The organism is Caballeronia calidae, from assembly GCF_900044055.2.
GTDB lineage: Bacteria > Pseudomonadota > Gammaproteobacteria > Burkholderiales > Burkholderiaceae > Caballeronia > Caballeronia calidae.
In genome coordinates, this window is sequence record NZ_FCOX02000001.1 from 127,664 (window position 1) to 150,873 (window position 23,210).

The 23,210-nt window shown below is 66.5% G+C and carries 21 protein-coding genes; 6 read left to right on the forward strand and 15 right to left on the reverse strand.

Annotated elements, in window-relative coordinates; translation table 11 throughout:
• The first annotated feature begins 11 nt into the window (after positions 1–11).
• Positions 12–758, forward strand: a complete 747-nt coding sequence (locus AWB78_RS00625) for an SDR family oxidoreductase (protein WP_062601419.1) — start codon at positions 12–14, stop codon at positions 756–758.
• A gap of 31 nt (positions 759–789) precedes the next feature.
• Here the strand turns inward: AWB78_RS00625 and AWB78_RS00630 are convergent, their stop codons facing one another.
• From AWB78_RS00630 to sugE, 6 genes are all read right to left on the reverse strand, one after another.
• Positions 790–1,368, reverse strand: a complete 579-nt coding sequence (locus tag AWB78_RS00630) for a DUF924 family protein (RefSeq protein ID WP_062601420.1) — start codon at positions 1,366–1,368, stop codon at positions 790–792.
• A 2-nt stretch (positions 1,369–1,370) separates the two neighbouring features.
• Positions 1,371–2,102, reverse strand: a complete 732-nt coding sequence (locus tag AWB78_RS00635) for an alanyl-tRNA editing protein (protein ID WP_062601736.1) — start codon at positions 2,100–2,102, stop codon at positions 1,371–1,373.
• Positions 2,103–2,183: 81 nt separating this feature from the next.
• Positions 2,184–2,606: a group II truncated hemoglobin gene (locus tag AWB78_RS00640; RefSeq protein ID WP_062601421.1), complete on the reverse strand. Its 423-nt coding sequence runs from the start codon at positions 2,604–2,606 to the stop codon at positions 2,184–2,186.
• A 15-nt stretch (positions 2,607–2,621) separates the two neighbouring features.
• The gene (locus tag AWB78_RS00645; protein ID WP_374729440.1) at positions 2,622–5,111 is read right to left on the reverse strand and encodes an ABC transporter permease; all 2,490 of its coding nucleotides are present in this window, start codon (positions 5,109–5,111) and stop codon (positions 2,622–2,624) included.
• Positions 5,112–5,209: 98 nt separating this feature from the next.
• A complete protein-coding gene (locus AWB78_RS00650; protein ID WP_062601423.1) occupies positions 5,210–5,836 on the reverse strand; it encodes a DUF4126 domain-containing protein in 627 nt (208 codons plus the stop codon).
• Positions 5,837–6,110: 274 nt separating this feature from the next.
• The gene (gene sugE / locus AWB78_RS00655) at positions 6,111–6,431 is read right to left on the reverse strand and encodes a quaternary ammonium compound efflux SMR transporter SugE (RefSeq protein WP_062601424.1); all 321 of its coding nucleotides are present in this window, start codon (positions 6,429–6,431) and stop codon (positions 6,111–6,113) included.
• 245 nt (positions 6,432–6,676) lie between these two features.
• Between sugE and AWB78_RS00660 the strand changes: the two genes are divergently transcribed.
• Positions 6,677–8,134 (forward strand): cytochrome ubiquinol oxidase subunit I, encoded by a 1,458-nt coding sequence (locus tag AWB78_RS00660; protein ID WP_062601425.1) that lies wholly within the window; start codon positions 6,677–6,679, stop codon positions 8,132–8,134.
• Between the two features lie 16 nt (positions 8,135–8,150).
• The gene (cydB, locus tag AWB78_RS00665) at positions 8,151–9,155 is read left to right on the forward strand and encodes a cytochrome d ubiquinol oxidase subunit II (RefSeq protein WP_062601426.1); all 1,005 of its coding nucleotides are present in this window, start codon (positions 8,151–8,153) and stop codon (positions 9,153–9,155) included.
• A 7-nt stretch (positions 9,156–9,162) separates the two neighbouring features.
• Here cydB and AWB78_RS00670 read toward each other — a convergent pair whose 3' ends face one another.
• The 3 genes from AWB78_RS00670 to AWB78_RS00680 are packed head-to-tail and all read right to left on the reverse strand — an operon-like array spanning position 9,163 to position 11,607.
• Positions 9,163–9,645, reverse strand: coding sequence for a hypothetical protein (locus AWB78_RS00670; protein ID WP_062601427.1), 483 nt, complete (start codon positions 9,643–9,645; stop codon positions 9,163–9,165).
• Positions 9,646–9,684: 39 nt separating this feature from the next.
• Positions 9,685–10,266: a peroxiredoxin gene (locus AWB78_RS00675; RefSeq protein WP_062601428.1), complete on the reverse strand. Its 582-nt coding sequence runs from the start codon at positions 10,264–10,266 to the stop codon at positions 9,685–9,687.
• A 42-nt stretch (positions 10,267–10,308) separates the two neighbouring features.
• Positions 10,309–11,607 carry an EAL and HDOD domain-containing protein gene (locus tag AWB78_RS00680; RefSeq protein WP_062601429.1) on the reverse strand — a complete coding sequence of 433 codons (1,299 nt, stop codon included), beginning with the start codon at positions 11,605–11,607 and terminating at the stop codon, positions 10,309–10,311.
• A gap of 423 nt (positions 11,608–12,030) precedes the next feature.
• Between AWB78_RS00680 and AWB78_RS00685 the strand changes: the two genes are divergently transcribed.
• Both AWB78_RS00685 and AWB78_RS00690 read left to right on the forward strand, forming a co-directional pair.
• The gene (locus tag AWB78_RS00685) at positions 12,031–13,896 is read left to right on the forward strand and encodes a putative bifunctional diguanylate cyclase/phosphodiesterase (protein ID WP_062601430.1); all 1,866 of its coding nucleotides are present in this window, start codon (positions 12,031–12,033) and stop codon (positions 13,894–13,896) included.
• A 142-nt stretch (positions 13,897–14,038) separates the two neighbouring features.
• Entirely contained in the window at positions 14,039–15,511 is a 1,473-nt protein-coding gene (locus AWB78_RS00690) for an HDOD domain-containing protein (RefSeq protein WP_062601431.1), read from the forward strand.
• A 32-nt stretch (positions 15,512–15,543) separates the two neighbouring features.
• On the opposite strand, the gene AWB78_RS00695 is transcribed toward AWB78_RS00690, so the two are convergent.
• Both AWB78_RS00695 and AWB78_RS00700 read right to left on the reverse strand, forming a co-directional pair.
• The gene (locus AWB78_RS00695) at positions 15,544–15,987 is read right to left on the reverse strand and encodes a hypothetical protein (protein ID WP_062601432.1); all 444 of its coding nucleotides are present in this window, start codon (positions 15,985–15,987) and stop codon (positions 15,544–15,546) included.
• A 169-nt stretch (positions 15,988–16,156) separates the two neighbouring features.
• Positions 16,157–17,824: a methyl-accepting chemotaxis protein gene (locus AWB78_RS00700; RefSeq protein ID WP_082883212.1), complete on the reverse strand. Its 1,668-nt coding sequence runs from the start codon at positions 17,822–17,824 to the stop codon at positions 16,157–16,159.
• 348 nt (positions 17,825–18,172) lie between these two features.
• On the opposite strand from AWB78_RS00700, the gene AWB78_RS00705 reads away from it, so the two are divergent.
• On the forward strand, positions 18,173–19,432 hold the full coding sequence (locus tag AWB78_RS00705; RefSeq protein WP_062601433.1) for an MFS transporter: 1,260 nt from the start codon (positions 18,173–18,175) through the stop codon (positions 19,430–19,432).
• A gap of 155 nt (positions 19,433–19,587) precedes the next feature.
• Here the strand turns inward: AWB78_RS00705 and AWB78_RS00710 are convergent, their stop codons facing one another.
• The 4 genes from AWB78_RS00710 to AWB78_RS00725 form a co-directional block, all read right to left on the reverse strand.
• Complete coding sequence (locus tag AWB78_RS00710; RefSeq protein WP_062601434.1) at positions 19,588–21,483, reverse strand: propionate--CoA ligase; 1,896 nt, start codon at positions 21,481–21,483, stop codon at positions 19,588–19,590.
• Positions 21,484–21,574: 91 nt separating this feature from the next.
• Positions 21,575–22,024, reverse strand: a complete 450-nt coding sequence (locus AWB78_RS00715) for a hypothetical protein (protein ID WP_232477580.1) — start codon at positions 22,022–22,024, stop codon at positions 21,575–21,577.
• 26 nt (positions 22,025–22,050) lie between these two features.
• Positions 22,051–22,326: a hypothetical protein gene (locus AWB78_RS00720; RefSeq protein WP_062601436.1), complete on the reverse strand. Its 276-nt coding sequence runs from the start codon at positions 22,324–22,326 to the stop codon at positions 22,051–22,053.
• 131 nt (positions 22,327–22,457) lie between these two features.
• Complete coding sequence (locus AWB78_RS00725) at positions 22,458–23,210, reverse strand: 5'-methylthioadenosine/adenosylhomocysteine nucleosidase (RefSeq protein ID WP_074173368.1); 753 nt, start codon at positions 23,208–23,210, stop codon at positions 22,458–22,460.

Sequence of the window (23,210 nt, forward strand, 5' to 3'; positions counted from 1 at the left end):
AAAACAAAACCATGTCCAAAGTCATCCTGATCACCGGCGGTAGTCGCGGCATCGGCCGCTCGGCTGCCGTGCTCGCGGGCGCGCGCGGCTGGAGCGTCGGCGTGAACTACGCGTCGAATGCCGCTGCCGCCGATGAAACCGTCGCGGCGGTGCACGCGGCGGGCGGCAAGGCCATCGCCATTCACGGCGACGTGAGCGACGAAGCCGCGATCATCGCGATGTTCGACGCGACCGAGAAGGCCTTCGGCAAGATCGACGGCGTCGTGAACAACGCAGGCATCGTCGCGCCCGGCTCGACGCTCGCGGACATGGACATCGCGCGCATGAAGCGCATCTTCGACATCAACGTGCTCGGCGCGTATCTGTGCGCGCGCGAGGCGGCGCGGCGCATGTCGCGCTCGCGCGGCGGCAAGGGCGGCTCGCTCGTGAACGTTTCGTCGGCGGCGGCGCGGCTCGGCGGGCCGAACGAGTATGTCGACTATGCGGGGTCCAAGGGCGCGATCGACACGCTGACCATCGGGTTGGCGAAGGAGCTCGGGCCCGAGGGCGTGCGCGTGAACGCGATTCGCCCCGGCCTCATCGACACCGATATCCATGCGAGCGGTGGCAAGCCGGATCGCGCGCATGTGCTCGGCGTGCAGACGCCGATCGGACGCGCAGGCACCGCCGATGAGGTCGGCGAGTCGATCGTGTGGCTGCTGTCGGATGCGTCGTCGTATGTGACGGGCGCGGTGCTGGATGTGTCGGGCGGGCGGTGAATATCGAAACGGCGGATTGAGACCCGGAATCTCAAAACCCGCCGTGCTTCGCCAGCCACGCTTCCTCGTCGGGCAAAACGTCGCGCCCGAGAATGCGATTGCGATGCGGAAAGCGCCCGAAGCGCCCGATCACTTCCGCATGTTCCACGGCCGATTCGTAAAAGCTCGAAACGCCGGTTTCCTCTTTTAGTTTTCCGAATAATCGCAGCGCCTCGCGCTGGCTTTCGGGCGTCTCATCGTGCTCGAACGGCATATACGCGAACGCGCGATGATACGCGCCCGGCAGACGCAGATCGTCGCCCTTCTCGATGAGCGCTTTCGCCAGCGCAAGCGCGCGCGCATCGCCCGCGAATGCACGCGGCGTGTTCCGATAGCAATTGCGTGACAGTTGATCGAGCAGCACGATCAGCGCGAGCGTGCCGAGCGGCGTGCGCTCCCACTCCTGCAATCCGCCCGCCTGCGCTTCGTCGAGCAACGCGCCGAAGCGCTCCGTGAGCATCGAATCGAAGGCGCGCTTTTTCTTCCACCACAACGCGCGCTCCGTGCCGAACTCCGGCGAACCGGGCGCGCCGAACCACAGATCCAGCACCGCCTGCGCGCGAGGATCCATGCTCACGCCAGTTCCAGCACCAGCCGCCGCGTGCGCGCGCTCTTCTTCTCCAGCTTCGCGATGCGCAGCCCGCCGATCTCGCCGGTGTTGCGCACATGCGTTCCGCCGCACGGCTGCAGGTCCACGTTTTCGATGCGCAAAAGACGCACGCGGCCGAGGCCCATCGGCGGCTTCACGCTCATCGTGCGAACGAGTTCGGGGCGCTCGGACATTTCGTCGTCGGTGATCCATTCGGTGTGCACGTCGTGCGCGCCGCCGATCAGTGCGTTCAGCTTCGCCTCGACGCTTTCGCGCTCGATCGGCTCGACCGTCGCCAGATCGAGACGCGCGTACTCGGTCGTGATGCTGCAGCCGTCCACCGGATACGGCAGCACCGCGCAGATCAGATGGCTCGCGGTATGCAGCCGCATATGCCGATACCGCCGCGCCCAGTCGATCTCGGCGCTCAGCTTGCTGCCGACCGTCAGCTTCGCCAGCGCCGCTTCCTGGCCGGGCGCGGGCACGTGCACGGCGTCATCGGGCGTCGCGCCTTCGAACTTCGCCTTGCGCGTATCGGCGATCGCGATGACGGTGCCGTCTGCGAGCGTCAGCGTGCCCGCGTCGCCCGCCTGGCCGCCGCCGAGCGGATAGAACACGGTCTGATCGAGATGGATGCCCTGCTCGTCGATGGCCGTTACCGTCGCGTCGCAGCGCGTCTGGTAGGCGTCCTCGCGAAAGAGTGCGCGTGTGCTCATGTCTGCCTTCCTTGCGATGATGCGAAAGAGCCGATGATGCATCACGCGCGCCCCGCGTGAACCGATACAAAACGCAGCGTTTCAACCGGGACGGTTGCGCATCCAGTCGGCGGTGTCGAAGAAGGACGTCAGGAGGCGCTCGCGCAAGGCCTCGTCGATGCCGATGTCTTCCATCGCCCACGCCATGCAGCGCAGCCATTGATCGCGCTCGTCCGACGCGATCGCGAACGGCAGATGCCGCGCCCGCAGACGCGGATGCCCGAAGCGGTCGATGTAATGATCCGGCCCGCCCATCCAGCCGCACAGGAACCAGAAGGTCTTGTCGCGCGAGTTGTCGAGCGTCGGCGGATGCAGCGCGCGGATGCCCGCGAACTCGGGCTCGAGATCCATCAGGTCATAGAAACGATCGACGAGCGCGCGCACGCGCGCTTCGCCGCCGATCAGCTCGAAGGCGGTCGGCTTCTGTGCTTCGTCGTCGGGGGAGGATTGATTTGTTTCGGTCATTGCTCAAACAAATAATTACGCATCGCGCAGGGACTGCAACGCCGGGCGCGCCAGCACACGGCGCAGGCTGAGCCAGCCGCCGAGCCCGGCGCACGCGACGCCCGCCACGATGCCCGTGGGCAGAAGCCACGGATTGAAGTCGATATGAAACTCGAACACGCGCGCCGCGAGCACGTAGCCGATGGCCTGCGCGCCGATCGCCGCCATGAGGCCGGACAGCGCGCCCACGGCGACGAACTCGGCCACCTGCACCGAGCGCACCTGCCTGTGCGACGCCCCGAGCGCGCGCAGCAGCGCCGATTCGCGCACGCGCTCGTCGCGCGTGCCGGCGAGCGCGGCGTACAGCACGAGCACGCCCGCCGCGAGCGTGAAGAGGAACAGGAACTGCACCGCGCCGATCACCTGCGCGAGCGTGCGATGGATCTGCGCGAGAATCGGCGCGATATCGATGGCCGTCACGTTCGGATAACGCGCCACCAGCCCGTCGATCACGCGCTGCTCCTGCGTCGGCAGATGAAAGCTCGTGATGAAGGTCGCGGGCAGATCGGCGAGCGCCTGGGGCGGCAGCAGCACGAAGAAGTTGACCTTGAACGAGTTCCAGTCGACCTTGCGCACGCTGGTCACCGGCGCTTCGACCGGCAGACCGGCGACATCGAAACGCAGCGTGTCGCCCATCTTCACGCGGATCGTCTTCGCGATGCCCTCTTCGATCGACACCTGTGGCTTCGTGTCGGTGCCGAACCATGTGCCCTGCGTCACGCGGTTGTCGCCGGGCAGCTCGGTCGTGTAGGACAGGTTGAATTCGCGATCGACGAGGCGCTTCGCATCGGCCTTGTCGTAATCGTCCGGATTCACCGGCTTGCCGTCGATCGCGACGAGACGCGCGCGCACCATCGGCGACAGCGTGGCGTCGGGCTGGCCGTGCGTGTGCAGATAGTCGAGCACGCCCTGGCGCTGGTCCGGCTGGATATCGATGAGGAACTGATTCGGCGCGTCGGGCGGCGTCGCGTCGCGCCAGCCCTTGATGAGATCGTTGCGCGTCATGCCGATGAGCAAAAGGCACATCAGCCCGATGCCGAGCGCGGTGATCTGCAGCGCGCTCGATCCGCTCCTGCGCTCCAGCGACGCAAGCGCGTAGCGCCAGCCCACGCCCGCGCGGCTGCGTTCGCGCCGCACGAAGCGCGCCGCCGCCCAGAGCGCCGCGCGCGCGATTGCGCCGAACACGAGCAGACCCGCCGCGAAGCCGCCCGCGACGATGCCGCCGAGCTTCCACTCGCCCGCCGCGAGAATCAGCAGCGCCGCGAACAGCAGCACGCCGACGCCATACGCCGCATGCGCGACGCGCCCGGCATCGCCGAGCTCGCGCCGAATCACGTGCACCGGCGGCACGCGCGTGATCGGCAACAGCGGCGGCAGCGCGAAGCCGAGCAGCAGCACGAGGCCCATCGCGATGCCCTGCAGCGCGGGCCAGACGCTCGGCTGAGGCAATTCGACATCGACGAGCGAGCCGAGCCAGTTCAGCAGCACGAGATGGCCGCCGAAGCCGAGCACGACGCCCGCCGCGCTGCCGATCAAACCGATCGCGAGAAATTCGTTCAGAAAGAGCGCGCGCAGCGTGCGCTGGCTGACGCCGAGACAGCGCATCGCGGCGCAGCCGTCGAGATGCCGGCGCGCGAAGCGATGCGCGGCCATCGCGATCGCGACCGCGGCGAGCAGCGCGGTCAGAAGCGACACGAGCGTGAGGAAGTGGCTCGCGCGGTCGATCGTCTGGCGCACCTGCGGCTGCCCCTCGGACAGCGACTCCAGCGCGACGCCGCGCAGCTTGCCGCCATCCACCTTGTCGCGCGCGAACTTCGCGAATTGCTCCACCTGGTCGTCCGGCCCCGCGACGAGCAGCCGGTACGTCACGCGGCTGCCATAGCCGATGAGACCCGTGCCCGCGATGTCGTCGGCGCGCATCATCAGGCGCGGCGAGAAATTGACGAAGGAAAAACCGCGATCCAGCTCGCGCGTGATGACGCCCGCCACCGTGAACGTGCGCGTGCCGACCTTGACCGTGCCGCCGACTTTCGTCTTGAGCGCATCGAGCAAGGCGGCATCGGCCCAGACCGTGCCGGGCGCGGGAATGCCTTGCGCGGGCGCATCGGCGGCGTCGATGCCGGGCGCAATGCGCAGCGCGCCGCGCAACGGATACCCCGGCGTCACGCCCTTGATCGCCGCGAGCCTGGAAGCGGGCTGCGCGGACGTCGAGCTGATCATGCTCGGGAAGATGGTGGTGCCCGCCGTCTCGAGCCCGAGCGATTTCGCCTCGCTCGCGAACATCGGATCGACGGGATGATCGGAGCGCACGATGAAATCCGCTGCGATCATCTGGCGCCCGTCGCGCGCGAGGCCCTGGCGCATGCGATCGGCGAGAAAGCCGACGCTCGACAGCGCCGCGACCGCCAGCACCAGCGCGAGCAGAAGCATCGTGAGTTCGCCCGCGCGCCAGTCGCGCGCGGTCATGCGCCATGCCTGGCGCACCGTCTGCGTGAAACCGAGCCGGATGGTCGGATGCGAATGTCCTGCCTTGCGTGCAGCCTGATCGTTCCTGAATGCGGTGCTCAATCGTGCTTGCTCCGCAGCCGGTTCATGCGGTCCGAGCTCGGCAGCATGTGCTTGGCCATGCGCGACACGCCGCCATGCACGCCGCGCGCGAGCCGCGGCAGCGCCCAGCCCGCGAGCACCAGGAACGCGAGCAGGAGCAGGAGAAACAAGAGCGGCACGAAGAGCGCGAGCGTGATGCCCGCGAGCGCGCCGACATCCTCGGTCGCCGACGCCGCCCAGTTCGACACCGGCTCCGGCGACAGATTGATGAGCGCGCGCGTGCCCGCCTTCGCGAAATGCGACGCGCCGGCGAGCGTGCCGCCCGCGAGCGCGGCGACGGTCAGCATGGCGGGATCGGCGTGGCCGAGCGAGCCGGCCGCGAGCACGGCGCCCGCCGGAATGCGGATGAAGGTGTGAACCGCGTCCCAGAGGGAATCGACGGCGGGAATCTTGTCGGCGAGAAACTCGACGAGCGCAAGCACCGCCGCGACGCCGATCACCCACGGCGAACCGAGCACCGCCAGCGAATCCGGCAGATGGACGAGCCCCATGCGCTGGAACATGCCGGCGATGAAGACGGTGAGGTACAGGCGCAGCCCGCTCGCCCATGACAGGCCCGCTGCGAGCGAAAGTGACTCAAGCATTGCCGCCTCCCTTAATGCGCCGGCTGCCGGCTTTCGCCGCTATCGGGCGATTTGCCAGCTCAAAAGAGCGGTCTTTCCGGCAGATATCGAAAGAAGCCGCCTACCTCCGCGAAGATACAACGAAAAACCGCGGAACCATAGGAATCGGACGAAAACCGGATGACCTCAGATCATTATATCCACGCAAATCCGCGCGGTGCAGCAAGGGTTAAGCGATTGCCGTTCCCGGTTCTGCAACGCACGCAAGGGTGGCGCGCGCACAACGGATGCGCTTTCAGTGACCCGACGAGAACTTCAGCCCGACCAGACCGGCGACGATCAGCACAGCGCTCACGATGCGCGCCGCCGACAGCGCCTCGCCCATGAACACGATTCCGAAGATGAACGCACCGATCGCGCCGATACCCGTCCACACGGCGTAAGCGGTGCCGAGCGGCAGTTGCTTCATGGCCATCGCGAGCAGCACGAAGCTGCCGAGCGCGGTGATGATCGTGAAAACGGACGGCCCGATTCGCGTGAAGCCTTCGGACGATTTGAGACCCGCGGCCCACGCGACTTCCAGCAGACCGGCGATGAAAAGAAGAATCCAGGACATCGAGCGACTCCCTTGCAGAAATGGGGCCGTCCCCGATGAAACGATGCGCATGCGGTCGTCCGCATGGCCTTTAGACCGAACGTCGGATTGTATCAAATTGGTGCATCGGCGGTGCGGCGGCCGCGGCACCTTGCCGCGCGTCGCGTGGCCGCGTGCCTGAAAACCGTGTATTAAGGAACGAAGCGCCCGCGCGAGGCGCACCTTTCGACATATCCGCTGCAAAAAGCCTGAACAAAGGAGCGTTCATGGATGTCGATTCGGTCCTGCTCTCCCGCTTCCAGTTCGCGTGGGTCGTCGCGTTCCATATCCTGCTGCCGGCTTTCACGGTCGGCCTGTCGTGCTACATCGCCACGCTCGAATTCAACTGGTGGATCACGAAGCGCGACGTGTATCGGCGGCTCTCGGCGTTCTGGCTGAAAATCTTCGCGGTGTCCTTCGGCATGGGCGTGGTGTCGGGCATCGTGATGCCGTTCCAGTTCGGCACCAACTGGAGCCGCTTTTCCGATGCCACCGCGAACGTCGTCGGCCCGTTGATGGGCTACGAAGTGCTGACCGCGTTCTTTCTCGAATCGGCGTTCCTCGGCGTGCTGCTCTTCGGGCGCAAGCTCGTGCCGCAATGGGCGCACGTGATGTCGGCGATGTTCGTCGCGGCGGGCACCGTGATCTCGTCGTTCTGGATTCTCGCGGTCAACAGCTGGATGCAGACGCCGCAAGGGCATCGCATGTTGCCGGACGGCCGCTTCGAAGTGGTGAGCTTCTTCGACGTGATATTCACGCCGTCGTTTCCGTACCGGCTCGGGCATACGGTGAGCGCGTTTCTCGTGACGGCGGGCTTCGTCATTCTCGGCGTCGGCGCGATGTATCTGCGCGAGCGCCGCGCGCTCGAGGAAAGCCGCGTGATGGTGAAGATGTCGCTCGTCTTTCTCATCATCATGGTGCCGGTGCAGATGGTGATCGGCGACGCCCACGGCCTCAACACGCTGAAGCATCAGCCCGCCAAACTCGCGGCGATGGAAGGCCTTTGGGAATCCGGCACGCGCGTTCCGGCCAATCTCTTCTCGATCCCCGATCAGGACGAGGAACGCAACCACTTCGAGATTTCGATTCCGGTGCTCGGCAGCATTTATCTGACGCACGATCCGAACGGCTTCGTGCGCGGACTGAAGGACTTTCCGCGCGAGGACCGGCCGCCCGTGGCCGTCGTGTTCTTCGCGTTTCACATCATGGTCGGCATCGCGCTGCTGATGTTCGTGCTCGTGCTTTCGGGCATCGTGCAACTCGCGCGGGGCAGGATCGAAACGAGCGAGCGCTGGCTGCGCGCGGCCACGTGGGCGATGCCGCTCGGCTTCATCGCGGTGATCGCGGGCTGGACGACAACCGAGGCCGGCCGCCAGCCGTGGACCGTCTACGGCATCCTGCGCACGAAGGATTCGGTGACGCCCTCGCTCACCGCCGCCGATGTCGGTCTCTCGTGGCTGCTCTACGTGCTCGCCTATCTCGTGATCTTCGGCGCGGGATTTTTCCTGCTGCGGCGGCTGGTGCGCGTCGGCCCAGCGGAAGTCGGGCATATGCACGAAAAGGATGAACTCGATGCGAAGACCCGCGCCGCCCGCCCGCTTTCGGCGGTATCGACGAGCGCGGACCGCGCCGCGCGGCCGGTGCGCGAGGACGATATCGTCCCGCCAGGGCGCGGCCGCAAATAGGAACCGGGAGAACGCGATGCTCGATCTCGTGCCGCTGTGGGCCGCCATTCTCGCGCTGGCCGTGTTCATGTACGTGCTGCTCGACGGCTTCGATCTCGGCGTCGGCATGATGTTCCTGCTGCGCCGCGACGGCGAATCGCGCAATCTGATGATCAACTCCGTCGCGCCCGTATGGGACTTCAACGAAACCTGGCTCATCCTCGGCGGCGGCGGCCTGTTCGCGGTGTTTCCGCTCGCGTTCGCGATCATCGTGCCGGCCGTCTATTTCCCGATTCTCTTCATGCTGCTCGGGCTGATCTTTCGCGGCGTCGCGTTCGAGTTCCGCGAGGTGATCGGCGCGCGCAAGTGGCTGTGGGACGGCGCGTTCGGCTGCGGCTCGCTCGTCGCGACGTTCTCGCAGGGCATCGTGCTCGGCATGTTCATCCAGGGCTTTCCGATCGAAGGCCGCGTCTATGCGGGCACGAGCTGGAACTGGGTTGCGCCGTTTCCGCTGCTCGTCGGCGTCGGGCTGATCTTCGGCTACGCGCTGCAGGGCACGACCTGGCTCGTGCTCAAGACCGAAGGCGAGTTGCAGGAATGGAGCCGCACGATGGCGCGCTACGCGCTCATCGGCGTGATCGCATTCATCCTGCTCATCAGCCTGTGGACGCCGCTCAAGGACGCACGCATTGCGGCGCGCTGGTTCGGCTTTCCCGGAAGCCTCGCATTCGCGCCGGTGCCGCTGCTCACCGCGCTCATCGCGTGGACGCTCTGGACGAGTCTCGCGAAACGCCGCGAAGTGCTGCCGTTCGTGTGCTCGATCGGCCTCTTCTTTCTCGCTTTCACGGGGCTCGTGATCAGCCTGTGGCCGTTCATCGCGCCGCCTTCGGTGACGCTGTGGGATGCATCCGCCGCGCCGCTATCGCACCAGTTTCTGCTGATCGGCACGATGTTTCTGCTGCCCGTGCTCATGATCTACGTGATCTGGTCGTACTGGGTGTTTCGCGGCAAGGTGCGCGGCGATATGGGCTATCACGCGTGACGCGGCGTCAGAGCTTTTGCTGGGTCGCGAGCGACAGGATGCGCGCCCATTTGTGCGCCTCGCCGCGATCGCGCATCGGCAGCGACCAGGCGCCGTGCTTCGCGTCCTGCACGTCGAGCACCACCTGCCAGGCGCCGCCGCTGCTGCCCGGCTCCTGCATGCGCGCGCCGCGCAGGTCCGCGAAGATATAGCTGCCGCGCTCGTCGCCGACGCGCACATCGCACAGACGTTTGCCCGCCGAAACCCGCACGCCGCCCCAGTCGGTCCTGAGCTCGTGGGTCCAGTCGCCGCTCTCGCCGCGGCGCAGGTTCGGCGCGATCTCGCGCCGGCCCGCGAGCCAGCGCATCACGCCCGCGGCGATCGCGAGCAGCACGACGATCGCGACGCCCACCGCCACGCCGATGCCGAAGTGCGCGTGCAGCGCGTTGAACGACCAGATCGCGCCGTAGATCAGCAATCCCAGGGCGATCAGTCCGACGACGATGGGCATGGCGCCTCCCGCACGCTCAGTGGGTGAGACCGAAGCGTATCACTGCGCCTTGTGCTTCGCGTTCCAGTCGCGCAGCGCCTGCAGCGTGTTCGCGACGTGCTGGTCCGGCGACAGGCTCGTGTACTCGTAGATGATCTTGCCGTCCGGCGCGATCACGTAGGACACGCGATTGGCCATCGTGCTTTTCATCGGCATGGAAGCGTCGTAGGACTTGATGATCTTCGAGTTCTCGTCGGCCGCGACCGGGAACTTGCTGCGGCACTCGCTCACCGAGAACTTCTTCAAGGTATCGATGTTGTCATGCGACACGCCGATGACCGTCGCGCCTTCGGCCTTGTACTGATCGACCGCTTCGGCGAATTCGTGCGCCTCGATCGTGCAGCCCTTCGTGAACGCCGCCGGATAGAAGTACAGCACGACGGGGCCCTTCTTCAGCGCATCGGCGAGCGAGTAGTCGTACACGTTACCGCCGAGCGATGCCTGCGCGGTGAAATCGGGCGCGGGATCGCCCGGCTTGAGCGTCGCGCCCGCCGTGAGCGGATACACCGCCGCCGCGCAGCCGATCGCCGCCGCGATCGCCAGGGCACAACCCGCCGTCCAGCTCGAAATCTTCCGTTTCATGCGCGCTCCTTTCGATGACCTCGTCGATGCGGAACCGGCGTGCTACGCGTGGTCCGCGTATTGATCGATGCGATGTTCGGCGAACCACGCCGCCGCTTCGAACTGCAACGTCGCGAGCGCGGCGGGCGTAAGCACGTCGAGCGCGGGCTGCGCGTGGCGGCTCGCGTCGATGGCGCCCGCATCGCCCCGCTCCGCCGCCCGCGCGATGCCGAGCAGCGCGCCGAGCGGCCCTTCGCCCGCGAGAATCGCCGTGCGGATTTCCGCCGCCAGATGCAGCTTATCGACAATTTCGGTGGGCTGCATGTCGAGCACGACATGCACGAGCGAGAAGATGCCGGTCATGAACGCGGCATCGGAGAACGCTTCGTCGGCGGGACGCAGCAGCCCGGCCGCGAGCTCCAGAAAACGCGCCCGCGTGCCGACGAGCTGCAGGAGCGGGTCCGAACGCCACGGCAGGCCGCTGCCGTCCGCGTAGAGCAGCAGTTGCGTCCAGCGCATCAGCTGGCGCGTGCCGGTCGCGGCGATCGCCTCGCGCAGCGACGACACGCGCCGCCCGCGTATCTGCGCGCTCGAATTGGCGAGGCGCATCAATTGCACGACGATATCCGGATTGCGCTTCAGTTCCGTCTCCAGCTCGCGCATGTCCGGCTCGCCCGCGAGCACGGCCATGAGGCGCAGGAGCGGGCCGCGCGCGGGACTCGCGCGCCGCGCCGACAGCACCTGCGGCCGCGCGAAGAAATAGCCCTGGAAGAAATCGAAGCCGAGCTGCCGCGCCTGCGCGAAATCCTCGGGGGTTTCGACCTTTTCGGCCACGAGCTGCTTGCCGCGCCGCTTCACCGCCGCAGCGAGCTCCGGCAGATGGCCGCGATCCGCCGCGAGAAAGTCGACCTTGACGATATCGACCGAAGGCAGCGTGGCGAGCAGCGCATCGTCGAGCCGCACGACGTCATCGAGCGCGAAGCGAAAGCCCTCGCGGCGCAGCTGCGCGCAGCGCTTGAAGAGCGCCTCGTCGAACGTGATGTTCTCCAGCAGCTCCAGCACGAAGCGCCCGGGCTGCATGATATGCACGATGTCGTCGAACAGCAGCTCGCGGCTCATGTTCACGTAGCCCGGATGCGGCCCGAGCACCGCGGGCACGCCGATCTCCCCCACCGTGCGCGCGACCACATGCGCGGTTGCCTGCATGTCGTCGTGAACGCGCGCGCGGTTTTCGGGGCTGTCGCGAAACAACAGCTCGTAGGCGACGAGCGCGCCGTCGCCGTCGAGGATCGGCTGACGCCCGACGTACACGCTCTGCCCGCGCTTCGCCGGCGCCACGCGCTTCAGGGACGAATTGGGCATGACGCGAACCGGATGGCGGCGCGCCGTGGCGCGGTGAAATGCTGCACGCAGGCCGGCAGCTTGATGGATTCGATCATGGGGCGAACGAGTCGAACGGAATTCTTATGGTCAACGGCGCGGCGAAAGCCTGGCGGCGTGCGGCAACGGCGGCGGCGGTGCGCCGCAAACGCGCCACTGTAACCGAATTCGCCGCCCGACATGATACGGAACTCCCATCGACGATTCCTGGACATCCGCATTCCTGCGAGGGAATTGTTGCCGCGGCGTCACCGGTTAAAGAATTCGTGCCGCGCGCCGATAACTCGCCTGATAGAGCGTGCCGCGCCCGTTCCGGCACATCCCGGCCGGAACCGCGAGGCGCGCGTTTCGCCCGCCGCCGTTTGCCCGATGAAGGCAGGCGCCGCCGCCAGACCCTACGAGACCATGCAAGCGAACCGGACCAACGTCTCCCGCCGCGCACCGTGGCGCATCGCGCTCGATGCGCTCGCCCGCGCCTGGGGAAGCCCCGCGCGCGCGCGGCCCGCGAGCACGCCCGACTCGCATTCCGAAGACGCCGAAGCGAATCCGGCATTGCCCGCGGCCAGCGCGTGCGCGCCGGCGGACGCGACCGAAGCCACGCTCGGCGCGGTCGATTTCCTCGCGCAGCTCGACGATGCGCTGCGCTTCCAGTACGTGTCGGATGCGAGCATCGAGTTCATCGGCTATCACCGCGACTATCTGAGCATGCTGACGCTGCACGATCTCGTCGCGTCGGAAGAAGCCGACGAGCTGCACGCGCTCGTCGCCCGCGCGCGCGCGAGCGGCAAGCTCGAATCGGCGACGCTGACCGTCGTGAAATCGCTCACCTATCCGCTCTGCGTCGAGCTGCGGCTTGTGTCGACCGCCGCGCGCGGCACGCCCGGCTTTGCGCTCGCCGCCTTCGAAGTGACTCACTGGCGCGAGCGCGAGGCATCGCTCACGCACGCGCTGAATCACGATGCGCTCACGGGCCTCGACAATCTCGTCTCGCTCAAGACGGCGATCGCCGCGGCGCAGGCCGAAGCCGAGGTCACGCGCACGCACGCCGGGCTGGTCCTGCTCGACATCGACGACTATCAGCGCATCAACCGCGCGCTCGGCTACGACGCCGGCGACGAGCTGCTGCGCGAGACCGCGCGGCGCATCCAGCACACGGCGGGGCACGGCGAGCGCGTCGCGCGCGTGGCCGGCGACGCGTTCGCCGTGCTGCTGCCCGCCGGCACCACGGCGGAGCTCGCCGAGAGCCTCGGGCGGCGTCTCCTGACCGCGATCGCGCAACCGTACCGGCATCGCGGGCAGCACACGCATTTGTCCGCGAGCGTGGGCGTCGCGCTGTATCCGGATCAGGCGGGCAAGAACGCGCGCAGCGGCGTGCAGACGAGCCTGCTGCGCATGGCCGATCACGCGCTCGAGCAGGCGAAGGAAGCGGGCGGCAACGCGCTCGTGTTCCACACGCTCGACGACAACCCCGCCGACGCCGAGCGCCTGAAGCTCGAAGCGGACCTGTACGAAGCCGTGCGCAACGGCGAGTTCTCGCTCTACTTCCAGCCGATCACGAAGATCCGCACGGGCGCGGTGGTCGGCGTGGAGGCGCTGATGCGCTGGAATCATCCGGTGCACGGGCTCGTGCCGCCGTCGACGTTCATTCCGCTCGCGGAATCGATCGGCCTCATCAACTATCTGGGCAACTGGGTGCTGAAGGCCGCGTGCATGCAGATCACGCAGTGGGACGCGATCGGCATCCGGCTCGATTACGTGTCGGTCAACGTGTCGCCGCAGCAGTTCCGCGACAAACGCTTCACCGCCGCGGTGAAGGAAGCGCTCGCGCTTACCGGCATCGACGCGCATCGGCTCGTGTTCGAGATCACCGAAAGCCTCCTGATGCACGACCCGGAAGAAGCGACGCGCCTGCTCGAAGCGCTGAGGGCGATCGGCATCCGCTTCGCGGTGGACGACTTCGGCACCGGCTATTCGAGCCTCGCCTATCTGCAACGTTTTCCGCTGTCGAAGCTCAAGATCGACCGCAGCTTTGTCGAGAACCTGATTACGTCCCACAACAATCGCGCGATCGTGAGCGCGGTCGTCGGGCTCGCGCAATCGCTCGGGCTGGAGCTGGTCGCCGAAGGTGTCGAGACGGAAGCGCAGCGCGACCTGCTCGCCGACCTCGGCTGCGATCATATTCAGGGCTGGCTCGTCAGCCACGCATTGCCGTCGGACGAGCTGGCGCGCTCGTTCAAGTCGAACTCGCTTCTGCTGCACGCGACATTATGAGCGGGCAATTGTTCGTGTTCTAATCGAGGAACGCGCCGTAACTCCCTAATAACGTGTACATTTCGTTGTTGGGGCGCTGGATTGATTTGCTGGGCCGCCTCGGTTAGCCGTCGCGCATTCGAACGGGTTCTTATTATTAGCAATGGCACGCACCAAGGCCGAACTACTGGACAAGTTGTGGTCGCGCATGAGCGAGCGCGGGGACTTCCCCATGCTCTCCCAGGCGCTGCGCACGACCGTGTCCGCGATGAGCGATGACGACCTCGACTTCACGTCCCTCGTGCAAGTCGTGCTGTCGGACGTCGGCCTCACGCAGAAGGTGCTGCGCCTCGCCAATTCGGCGATGTACATCGCGTTCGGCGGCAATATCACCACGGTCACGCGCGCGTTGATGGTGCTCGGCATGGATGCGGTGGGCCATCTCGTCGTCGGTCTCAAGCTCGTCGATCACTTTCATCAGAGCGCGCCGCGCCGCATCGACGCGAAGCTCGAACTCAACCGCACCCTGCTCTCCGGCGCGGTCGCTCGCCAGCTCACCGAACACAAGGATCTGCGTTCCGCCGAAGAGGCGGTCGTCTGCACGCTGATGCGGCAGATCGGCAAGCTGCTCGTCGCGTTCTATCTCGAGCACGAGTGGGATCAGCTGCGGCGCAAGGCCGCGTCGGAAAACATTCCGGACAGCGCCGCGTGCGCCGCGCTGCTCGGCGTGACCTTCGACGAAATCGGCCTCGAAGCGGCGGACCGCTGGCGTCTGCCCGAGACCATCCGCGAAGGCATGCGCGCCACCGACCCGAACGCGCCCGTCGACGAAACCGTGCCGAAGCACGTGCGCTGGCTGCGCGCCATCTCCAACTATTCGACCGAAGTCGCCGACGCGCTCACCGCGCAGAGCGCGGCCACGGAGGGCCGCGAGTCGACGCTCTTCGACATCGCCAACCGCTACAGCGGCGCGCTCAACACCGACGCCGACACGCTCACGTCGATGAGCCTCGCGCTCGCGAACGAGGAAGCGAGCGACGGCGTGATCCGCGAGATCTCCGAGCTGCAGGCGAACGCCGATGCCATGGCGCGCGCGAACGTATCGGCACAGGCGCGCATTGACGCGAGCGTCGCGGACTTGCGCTCGCTGCCGTCGAAGAATGCGCTGGCGCCGGCGCTTTCGCTCGCATCCGAGTCGATACTCGCGAGCCTGCATCTGTCGCGCACCGTGGTGTTCGTGCGCCAGGCCAATAACGAATTCCACGCGCGTCTCGGCCTCGGCGCGGGCGTCGAGCCGGTGCTGTCGCAACTGCGCTTCTCCGCCGAGTTCCGGCCCGACGTCTTTCATCTCGCGATCACGAATCCGGTGGGCATTTTCATCGAGAACGCGCGCGACGCGCGCATCGATGCGCGCCTGCCGCGCTGGTACAAGGACACCCTCGGCGAGGCGCAGGCCTTCGTGCTCCTGCCGGTGAAATCGAACGATACGACCGTCGCGCTCATCTACGGCGACTGGACTTCGCCGCAGCACGTGCGCAAGATCTCGGCGCCCGAGATGAGCGCGCTGAACGATCTCACCAAGGAACTCAGCCGTTTTTTCCTTAGCGCGAACTGGAAGGAAGTCGAGCTGATCTGACCGGCTTCCTTCCTGCGCGCGTCACGCTTCTCTCATTCCCGCTTCAGGATCGCCACGGCCTGCTCGCCGTATCGCACGATATAGCCGCCGTGCCCGCGCTGCCAGTCGAGCGCGTCCGCCTCGTTCGCAAACCAGTTCTTTTCGAAATCGTTGAACGCGCCCGCATCGAGCCGGTAGCGGTCGATCGCCGCAACCGGTCGCGTGTCGATATCGGGCTTGCACGCGTCCCAGCTCGCGTAGCCGAGTTCGGCGGCGAGCATCGCGAGCAGATGCTTCAGTTGCAGGCCGTCGCGGATCGCGTGGAGATCGGCGAGACGTTCGGCGCGCGTGACCTTCGCGGCAAGCAGGCGGCGCAGGACGGGCATGGACGCGCTCGTGTCGCCGTCGCGGGCGTGACGAAGCAGACGCCGCGCATGCTCGCGCAGATAGTCGCTATTGGAAACGGAAGAAGAGATTGGACAGGATGTAGACCACATGACGTTGTTCCTTTTAATGCGCCGTTCTCGCTGCGGCTGAAAAGGTTCGACGTTGCGGTTCGATCCAGATTGGATGTGCTGCTCGATGCACTGAAGGCAGGTGCGTAGGACTTTCGCGAGAACGGGCGCCCTGCCGCGCCCGTCCGCGATTCTATCTCGATGTCTTCGCTCAGGCCAACTGGAATTTCCCGACGAGCGACTTCAGCGCGCGCGCCTGATCGTCGAGCGATTGCGCGGCGGCGGCGGCCTCTTCGACGAGCGCGGCGTTCTGCTGCGTGCTCGCGTCCATCTTCGTGACGGCCTCGCCGATCGACTCGATGCCTGTCTTCTGCTCGGCCGATGCCGCCGAAATCTCGCCCATGATGTCGGTCACGCGGCGCACGGCCTTCACGACTTCCTCCATCGTCGCGCCGGCTTCCTGCGCGTAGGTCGAGCCGTCGGATACGCGCGACACCGACGTGTCGATCAATCCCTTGATCTCCTTCGCCGCCGACGACGAGCGCTGCGCGAGACTGCGCACTTCGCCCGCGACGACCGCGAAGCCGCGCCCCTGCTCGCCCGCGCGCGCCGCCTCGACGGCCGCGTTGAGCGCGAGGATGTTGGTCTGGAACGCGATGCCCTCGATCACGCCGATGATGTCGCCGATGCTCTTCGCGCTCGCATCGATGCGCTGCATCGTCTCGACGACGCGGCTCACCACCGCGCCGCCCTTCTCCGCGATCTCCGATGCATTGGCGGCGAGCGTGCTCGCCTGCTTCGCGTTGTCGGCGTTCTGGCGCACGGTGGACGTGAGCTGCTCCATGCTGGCCGCGGTCTTTTCCAGCGCGACCGCCTGCTCTTCGGTGCGGCGCGACAGGTCGACGTTGCCCGTCGAAATTTCGCTCGATGCCGATGCGATCGCTTCGGCACTGGCCGCGATATCGCCCACGGTGGACGACAGCCCCGCCTGCATTTCCGAAAGCGCGTGGAGCATGGAAGCGTCGTCGCGACGCTTGAGCCGGATCGGATAGCCGAGATCGCCCGATGCGATGCGCCGCGCGATGTCCTTGGCATAGCCGGGCTCGCCGCCGAGCTGGCCCGCGAGGCGCCGCACGACCCATTCCGAGACGACGATCGCGAGCGCGAACAGCGCGAGCGTCAGCGCGGACACCATCACGAACGACGAATGGAAGATGAACGCCGCGGAATCGATCGTGGCCTTCGCGGCGGCGCCACGGCGTGCGACGAGATCGTCGACCGTCTTTTCGAGCTTGCCCGTCTCGACGAGCAGCGACACGTCCTGCGTGCCCACCTGCCAGTTCATCTGCGAGAGATCGAGCGGCTGCTCCTTCACGAGCTTGACGAAGGTGCGCACGTTATCGCTCCACTTTGCCAGCGCGCTCGCGAAGCTTTTCTGCTGAGCGAGCGCGTCCTTGTCCGCGTGATCGATGTATTGCGCGAGCTGCGCCTGCTCACGGCCGATATCCGCGAGCGACTGCTCGATCTGCGCGCCGAGATCGTCGCGCTCCTTCGCGGTGGTCGCGGTCAGCAGCATCTTCTGCGAGCGGCTCGCGCGCAGCAGATAGCCGCGCGTTTCCTCCGCCGCGCGGCTCGCGACATAGCCCTGCGTGTAGATGGATTCGGTCGCGCCGTTCAGACGGCTGATCTGCGTGAGCGAAATCGCGCCGATGGCAAGCGTGCCGGCCAGCACGAGCCCGAACGCCAGTCTGAGCGACGCCTTGACGGACAGCGCGCGCTTCGCCGTGATGCCCTCGCGCGTCCGTTCTTCAGCCGACGCGGCCCCGGTGTGCGCCATGAAGCCCGCGTCCTGTGCGCCGCGCAGCGAAAACAGTTTCATCGATCGATCCCCGATTTGATCTGCGGACTTGGCCATTGTGTGGCGTGTCCTGGTCTGGTCCCCACCGTGAGTTACGGCAGGTTGGCCGGTTTTCTTGAGCCTTTTTTATCGGAAAGCGAACATGCGTTCGCCCGCCGGCGTTTCTTATAACAGGCCAAAAATCGTTGCGTAAGACGAAATAACGGTTGCCAGAGGCAGTCATCCTGTCCGATTCGCGACAAACCTTGTCATGACAACGCGACACGGACAGCCTACACTTGTCAGAAATTCAGTCTGCGCATAAATGTCGCAGCGTGCGCTGAGAAAATCAAAAACCGAGACGCTTTCCGTTTTCACCAGCCATTCATTATGCAAACGAGCATCGACAAGGGCGCTCTGTCGCCTTCCGGCACAGCCGCCGGCGCTTCTTCCGCCGCAGGTTCCGCGAGCACGGCCACGCAACGCACCGTTTATTCCGTTCTCGGCGCGATCAGCTTCTCGCATCTGCTGAACGACATGATCCAGTCGCTGATCCTCGCGATCTACCCGATGTTCAAGAGCGAGTTCGCGCTCTCCTTCGGACAGATCGGCCTGATCACGCTGACCTATCAAATCACGGCTTCGCTGTTGCAGCCGCTCGTCGGGCTATATACCGACAAGCATCCGAAGCCTTATTCGCTTCCCGTCGGCATGGGCTTCACGCTGTCGGGCCTCCTGCTGATGTCGGTCGCGGGCAACTTCGGCACGCTGCTCATCGCGGCGGCGCTGGTCGGCTGCGGATCGTCGGTGTTTCATCCGGAATCGTCGCGGGTCGCGCGCATGGCGTCGGGCGGCAAGCATGGCCTCGCGCAATCGCTGTTTCAGGTGGGCGGCAACGCGGGCTCGTCGCTCGGGCCGCTGCTCGCCGCGCTGATCGTGATTCCGCACGGCCAGAAGAGCATCGCGTGGTTCTCGGCTGCCGCGCTCGTCGCCATGTTCGTGCTGGCGAACATCGGCCGCTGGTACAAGCGCCATCCGGCGACGAAGAAAGGCCGCGCGCAAGTCGCGCACGCCACGCTGCCGCGCAACAAGGTCATCATGGCGATGAGCGTGCTCGTGCTGCTCGTGTTCTCGAAGTACTTCTATCTCGCGAGCATCACGAGCTACTTCACGTTCTATCTGATCAGCAAGTTCGGCGTGTCGGTGCAGGCGGCGCAGATTCACCTGTTCGTGTTTCTCGCGGCGGTGGCCGCGGGCACGATCATCGGCGGGCCGGTCGGCGACAAGGTCGGGCGCAAGGCGGTGATCTGGGTGTCGATTCTCGGCGTCGCGCCGTTCACGCTGCTGATGCCTTATGCGAATCTGTTCTGGACGGGCGTGCTGTCGGTGATCATCGGGCTCGTGCTGGCGTCGGCGTTTTCGGCGATTCTCGTGTACGCGCAAGAGCTGATTCCCGGCAAGGTCGGGATGGTCGCGGGGCTGTTCTTCGGCTTCGCGTTCGGGATGGGCGGTGTCGGTGCGGCAGTGCTCGGGCATGTCGCGGACGCGACCAGCATCGACTACGTGTACAAGGTCTGCGCGTTCCTGCCGCTGCTCGGCGTGCTGGCGGTGCTGTTGCCGAAGACACACGAGGCGACTGCGAAGGCCTGAGGCCGTTCGGGTTTCGAGAATGCACCCGGCATCGTGTTTCGACACATGCCGGGTTTTTTTGCGCCCTGCGCCGCGCGACGAGATCGGCTCTATCGGATGCGCCGCAGGACGCCGTGTTCCGAGCACGCGCGCTCAGAGCGCAACGCGAATGGCGATCACTTCGCGCCCAACGCCTCCCTCACCTGCATCAACGCGCCCGGGTCCTCGATCGTCGGCAGCTCGCCCGGATCGCGCCCTTCCGCCAGCGCCGCGATCGCGCGCCGCAGCAGCTTGCCTGAGCGCGTCTTCGGCAGCATCGTCACGAAATGCACGCGCGCCGGACGCGCGATCGCCCCGAGCTGCGAATCCACCGCGTGACACAGCTCCGCTTCCATGCCCTCGCGCGCGCCCGGCGCATTGATGCGGTCTGCGTCGCGCAGCACGACGAACGCCGCCGCGGCCTGCCCCTTCACCGCATCCGCGATGCCAACGACCGCCACCTCCGCCACCGCCGGATGCGCGGACAGCGCTTCCTCGATCTCGCGCGTCCCGAGCCGATGTCCCGCGACATTGATCACGTCATCGGTGCGGCCGAGGATCGACACATAGCCGTCTTCGTCCTGCACGCCCCAGTCGAAGGTCGAATAGACGTCCTGATCCGGCACGCTCTTCCAGTAGGTATCGACGAAGCGTTGGTCATCGCGCCACACGGTCTGCATGCAGCCCGGCGGAAGCGGATAGCCCAGCGTGACGACGCCCTTCTCGCCCGGCGCGCACTCGTCGCCCGTCGTCTCGTTGCGCAGCTTGAGATCGAAGCCCATCGACGGCACGCCGGGCGAGCCGAGCTTCGACGGCAGCTCTTCGATGCCGCGCGGAATCGCGATCATCGGCCAGCCGGTTTCCGTCTGCCAGTAATTGTCGATGACGGGCTTCTTCAGCGCGCTCTGGATCCACTGCGCGGTCGGCTCGTCGAGCGGCTCGCCCGCGAGAAAAAGCGTGCGCAGGCTCGCCAGATCGTATTTCTCCATCAACGCGGGATCCTGCTTCTTGAGCACGCGGATCGCGGTCGGCGCGGTAAACATCAGGTTGATCTTGTAGTGCTCGACGAGTCGCCACCAGATGCCGCCATCGGGACGGATCGGCGTGCCTTCGTACATCACGGTGGTCAGTCCCGCGATCAACGGCGCGTAAATGATGTAGCTGTGCCCCACGACCCAGCCGACATCCGATGCGGTGAACATCGTGTCGCCGGGCGCGCCCTGAAAGATGTGCTCCATCGATGCGGCCAGCGCCACCGCATAACCGCCGACATCGCGCTGCACGCCCTTCGGCCTGCCCGTCGTGCCGGACGTGTAGAGAATGTAGGAAGGCTCGTTCGATTCGAGCCATTCGCAGGGCACGTGGGCATCGAAAAACTGTTCGCGCAGCGGCTCGTAGGCGACGAGATAACTCGCCTGAAGACGCTCGGGCGCGAGCTGCCGGTCGATCAGCAGCACTTGCGGCACCTTGTAGTCGGCGCGCGACAAGGCTTCATCGACGAGCGGCGTGTAGTCGATCACCTTGCCCGCACGCGCGCCGGCGTCGGCGGTAACGATGAGCGCGGGCTCGGCATCGTCGATGCGCGCCGCGAGATTCGGCGCCGCGAAGCCGCCGAAGACGACCGAATGGATCGCGCCGATGCGCGCGCACGCGAGCATCGCGAAGAGCGCTTCGGGGATCATCGGCAGATAAATGAGCACGCGGTCGCCCTTCTTCACGTGCAGCGAGCGCATGACGGCCGCCATGCGGTTCACTTCCGCATGCAGCTCGGCGTAGGTGAAGCGGCGCTCGATGCCCGTTTCCGTCGATACATAGACGAGCGCGTCCTGTTGCGCGCGCGACGCGAGATGACGATCGACCGCGTTATGACACAGGTTCGTCCTGCCGCCGGTGAACCAGCGCGCGAACGGCGGCTTGCTGGCGTCGAGCACCTGATCGAACGGCGTCTGCCAGTGGATGCGCCGGGCCTGTTCGGCCCAGAACGCCTCGGGCTCTTCGATCGACCGGCGATACGCTTCTCGGTAAGTCGGCATGCGCGTCCTCTGCAAAGCGGCGTTGGCCCCACAGGATAGAGCAGCCGTCGACCCCCTGCTAGACCGGGCGCGCCCTGATCGGTCGGACGGTTCAGATGGCGCGGCTGCGCGTCGCGGGAACGGGCGCGGCCCCGGACGCCGAATGCTTCAGCAGCACCGGCGCGAGCTCGCCCGCCACCCGCATGCTCGACACGACGACCGTGCGCAGCCCGCTGCCTTCGGTCAGCGCGCGGAGCGTCTCGCGCGTCGTCGCGCGCGCCTCGATGCGCGGCTCGATCACGATCAGACCGCGGCAATACGCGGCCAGCATCGCGCGATGCGTGCGCATCCACGCGGCGCGCAGGCGGGTATCGTCGGCGGTTTCGTTTGCGTCGTGATCGGCGACCAGCACGAAGGGCGTCGCGAGCGACATGAGGCGATGCATCTGCGCGCTCCACGCGAACGCGTAGCCGGGCTTCACGGCGCGCGGGCGCACGCGCACGAGCGGGAAACGGCTTGCATCGAAGAGGCGCGCGTCGAGCGCGAGCGAGGAAGGCATCATGGATGTCGAAGAGGAATCGGCGGCGTTCACAGCGGTTTCGGGCTCCAGTAATTCAGCGCGGCGACGAGCGATGGCCAGCGCGAACGCCGCGGCACGACGCGTTTTTTCGGTTGCGATGCGCGCGGCGGACGGCGCACCGCCTCTTTCGGCGCTTGGGCCGTCGACTCGCTCCAGGCGCGGCGTGTGGTTTCGATAACCTTCGCGGCGTTCGCGGAAATCGCGCGCGTTTCGCCTCGTCCGCTCGCGGCGCATGCCGGGCGCCCGGCGGTCGTCGTACCGATGGCGGTGAAATCCTTGGTCATGTCCTCGGGCCTCCTGTTTTGTTCCAGGTGTGCGGGCCATTGTATTGAGAATTATTCTCAACTACAAGCGGGGACTTCGACGATGGACGGCACGGCGGGAAAGCCCGCCGCGCGTGGGATTCAGTGCTGAATCAGCCGACGGCGCGCAGAAAGCGCGACAAAATGCCCGAGGAATAAGTCGCGGCGATGGAAGTCAGGAATTCGGCGAACGATGCGGGCGCGGCGGCATCCGCCGTATCGGAAATGGTTCGCACGACCGCGCACGGCACGCCGTGCTCGTAGCAGACCTGTGCGATGGCCGCGCCTTCCATTTCGACGGCGAGCGCGTCAGGCATGGCGCCGCGCAACGCGAAGAGCGCATCGTGGCTCGCGATGAAGCGGTCGCCGCTCACCACCAGCCCGCGATGCACGCGCGGCGCGGCCACGGTGAAACGCTCCGACAACGCGCCGCCCTCTTCCGCGATGAACGCATCGGCGGCGGCGGCGAGCGCTTCGGACAGCGCAGGATCGGCATCGAAGCGCGCGCGGTCGAGCAGCGGCACTTCGTAGCGCGGAAAGAGCGGGGAAGCATCGAGATCGTGCTGCATCAGCGCATCCGCGACGACGACATCGCCCACTTGAACGTCAGCGCGCACGCCGCCCGCGACGCCCGTGAAAACGATGGCATCGGCCTCGAACACGTGGATGAGCGCGCTCGCGGTCGCGGCCGCCGCGACCTTGCCGATGCGCGCGAGCGTGACGACCGCCGGCAGGCCGTGCGCGTCGCCGACGTAATACTCGCGCCGCCCGAGCGTGACGGTGCGGACCTCGCCCGCCGCCTGCATCTGCGCGATGAGATCGCCGAGCTCCTGCGGCAGCGCCGCCATGATGCCGAGGCGCTTCAT

Bases quoted from the DNA above. Each gene is read 5' to 3' on its own strand.
- AWB78_RS00725 (WP_074173368.1), bottom strand. From the start codon at position 23,210: ATGAAGCGCCTCGGCATCATGGCGGCGCTGCCGCAGGAGCTCGGCGAT.
- AWB78_RS00700 (WP_082883212.1), bottom strand. From the start codon at position 17,824: ATGAAACTGTTTTCGCTGCGCGGCGCACAGGACGCGGGCTTCATGGCG.
- AWB78_RS00630 (WP_062601420.1), bottom strand. From the start codon at position 1,368: ATGGATCCTCGCGCGCAGGCGGTGCTGGATCTGTGGTTCGGCGCGCCC.
- cydB (WP_062601426.1), top strand. From the start codon at position 8,151: ATGCTCGATCTCGTGCCGCTGTGGGCCGCCATTCTCGCGCTGGCCGTG.
- AWB78_RS00710 (WP_062601434.1), bottom strand. From the start codon at position 21,483: ATGCCGACTTACCGAGAAGCGTATCGCCGGTCGATCGAAGAGCCCGAG.
- AWB78_RS00645 (WP_374729440.1), bottom strand. From the start codon at position 5,111: ATGACCGCGCGCGACTGGCGCGCGGGCGAACTCACGATGCTTCTGCTC.
- sugE (WP_062601424.1), bottom strand. From the start codon at position 6,431: ATGTCCTGGATTCTTCTTTTCATCGCCGGTCTGCTGGAAGTCGCGTGG.
- AWB78_RS00675 (WP_062601428.1), bottom strand. From the start codon at position 10,266: ATGAAACGGAAGATTTCGAGCTGGACGGCGGGTTGTGCCCTGGCGATC.
- AWB78_RS00705 (WP_062601433.1), top strand. From the start codon at position 18,173: ATGCAAACGAGCATCGACAAGGGCGCTCTGTCGCCTTCCGGCACAGCC.
- AWB78_RS00695 (WP_062601432.1), bottom strand. From the start codon at position 15,987: ATGTGGTCTACATCCTGTCCAATCTCTTCTTCCGTTTCCAATAGCGAC.
- AWB78_RS00650 (WP_062601423.1), bottom strand. From the start codon at position 5,836: ATGCTTGAGTCACTTTCGCTCGCAGCGGGCCTGTCATGGGCGAGCGGG.
- AWB78_RS00640 (WP_062601421.1), bottom strand. From the start codon at position 2,606: ATGACCGAAACAAATCAATCCTCCCCCGACGACGAAGCACAGAAGCCG.
- AWB78_RS00625 (WP_062601419.1), top strand. From the start codon at position 12: ATGTCCAAAGTCATCCTGATCACCGGCGGTAGTCGCGGCATCGGCCGC.
- AWB78_RS00660 (WP_062601425.1), top strand. From the start codon at position 6,677: ATGGATGTCGATTCGGTCCTGCTCTCCCGCTTCCAGTTCGCGTGGGTC.
- AWB78_RS00685 (WP_062601430.1), top strand. From the start codon at position 12,031: ATGCAAGCGAACCGGACCAACGTCTCCCGCCGCGCACCGTGGCGCATC.
- AWB78_RS00670 (WP_062601427.1), bottom strand. From the start codon at position 9,645: ATGCCCATCGTCGTCGGACTGATCGCCCTGGGATTGCTGATCTACGGC.
- AWB78_RS00720 (WP_062601436.1), bottom strand. From the start codon at position 22,326: ATGACCAAGGATTTCACCGCCATCGGTACGACGACCGCCGGGCGCCCG.
- AWB78_RS00690 (WP_062601431.1), top strand. From the start codon at position 14,039: ATGGCACGCACCAAGGCCGAACTACTGGACAAGTTGTGGTCGCGCATG.
- AWB78_RS00715 (WP_232477580.1), bottom strand. From the start codon at position 22,024: ATGATGCCTTCCTCGCTCGCGCTCGACGCGCGCCTCTTCGATGCAAGC.
- AWB78_RS00680 (WP_062601429.1), bottom strand. From the start codon at position 11,607: ATGCCCAATTCGTCCCTGAAGCGCGTGGCGCCGGCGAAGCGCGGGCAG.
- AWB78_RS00635 (WP_062601736.1), bottom strand. From the start codon at position 2,102: ATGAGCACACGCGCACTCTTTCGCGAGGACGCCTACCAGACGCGCTGC.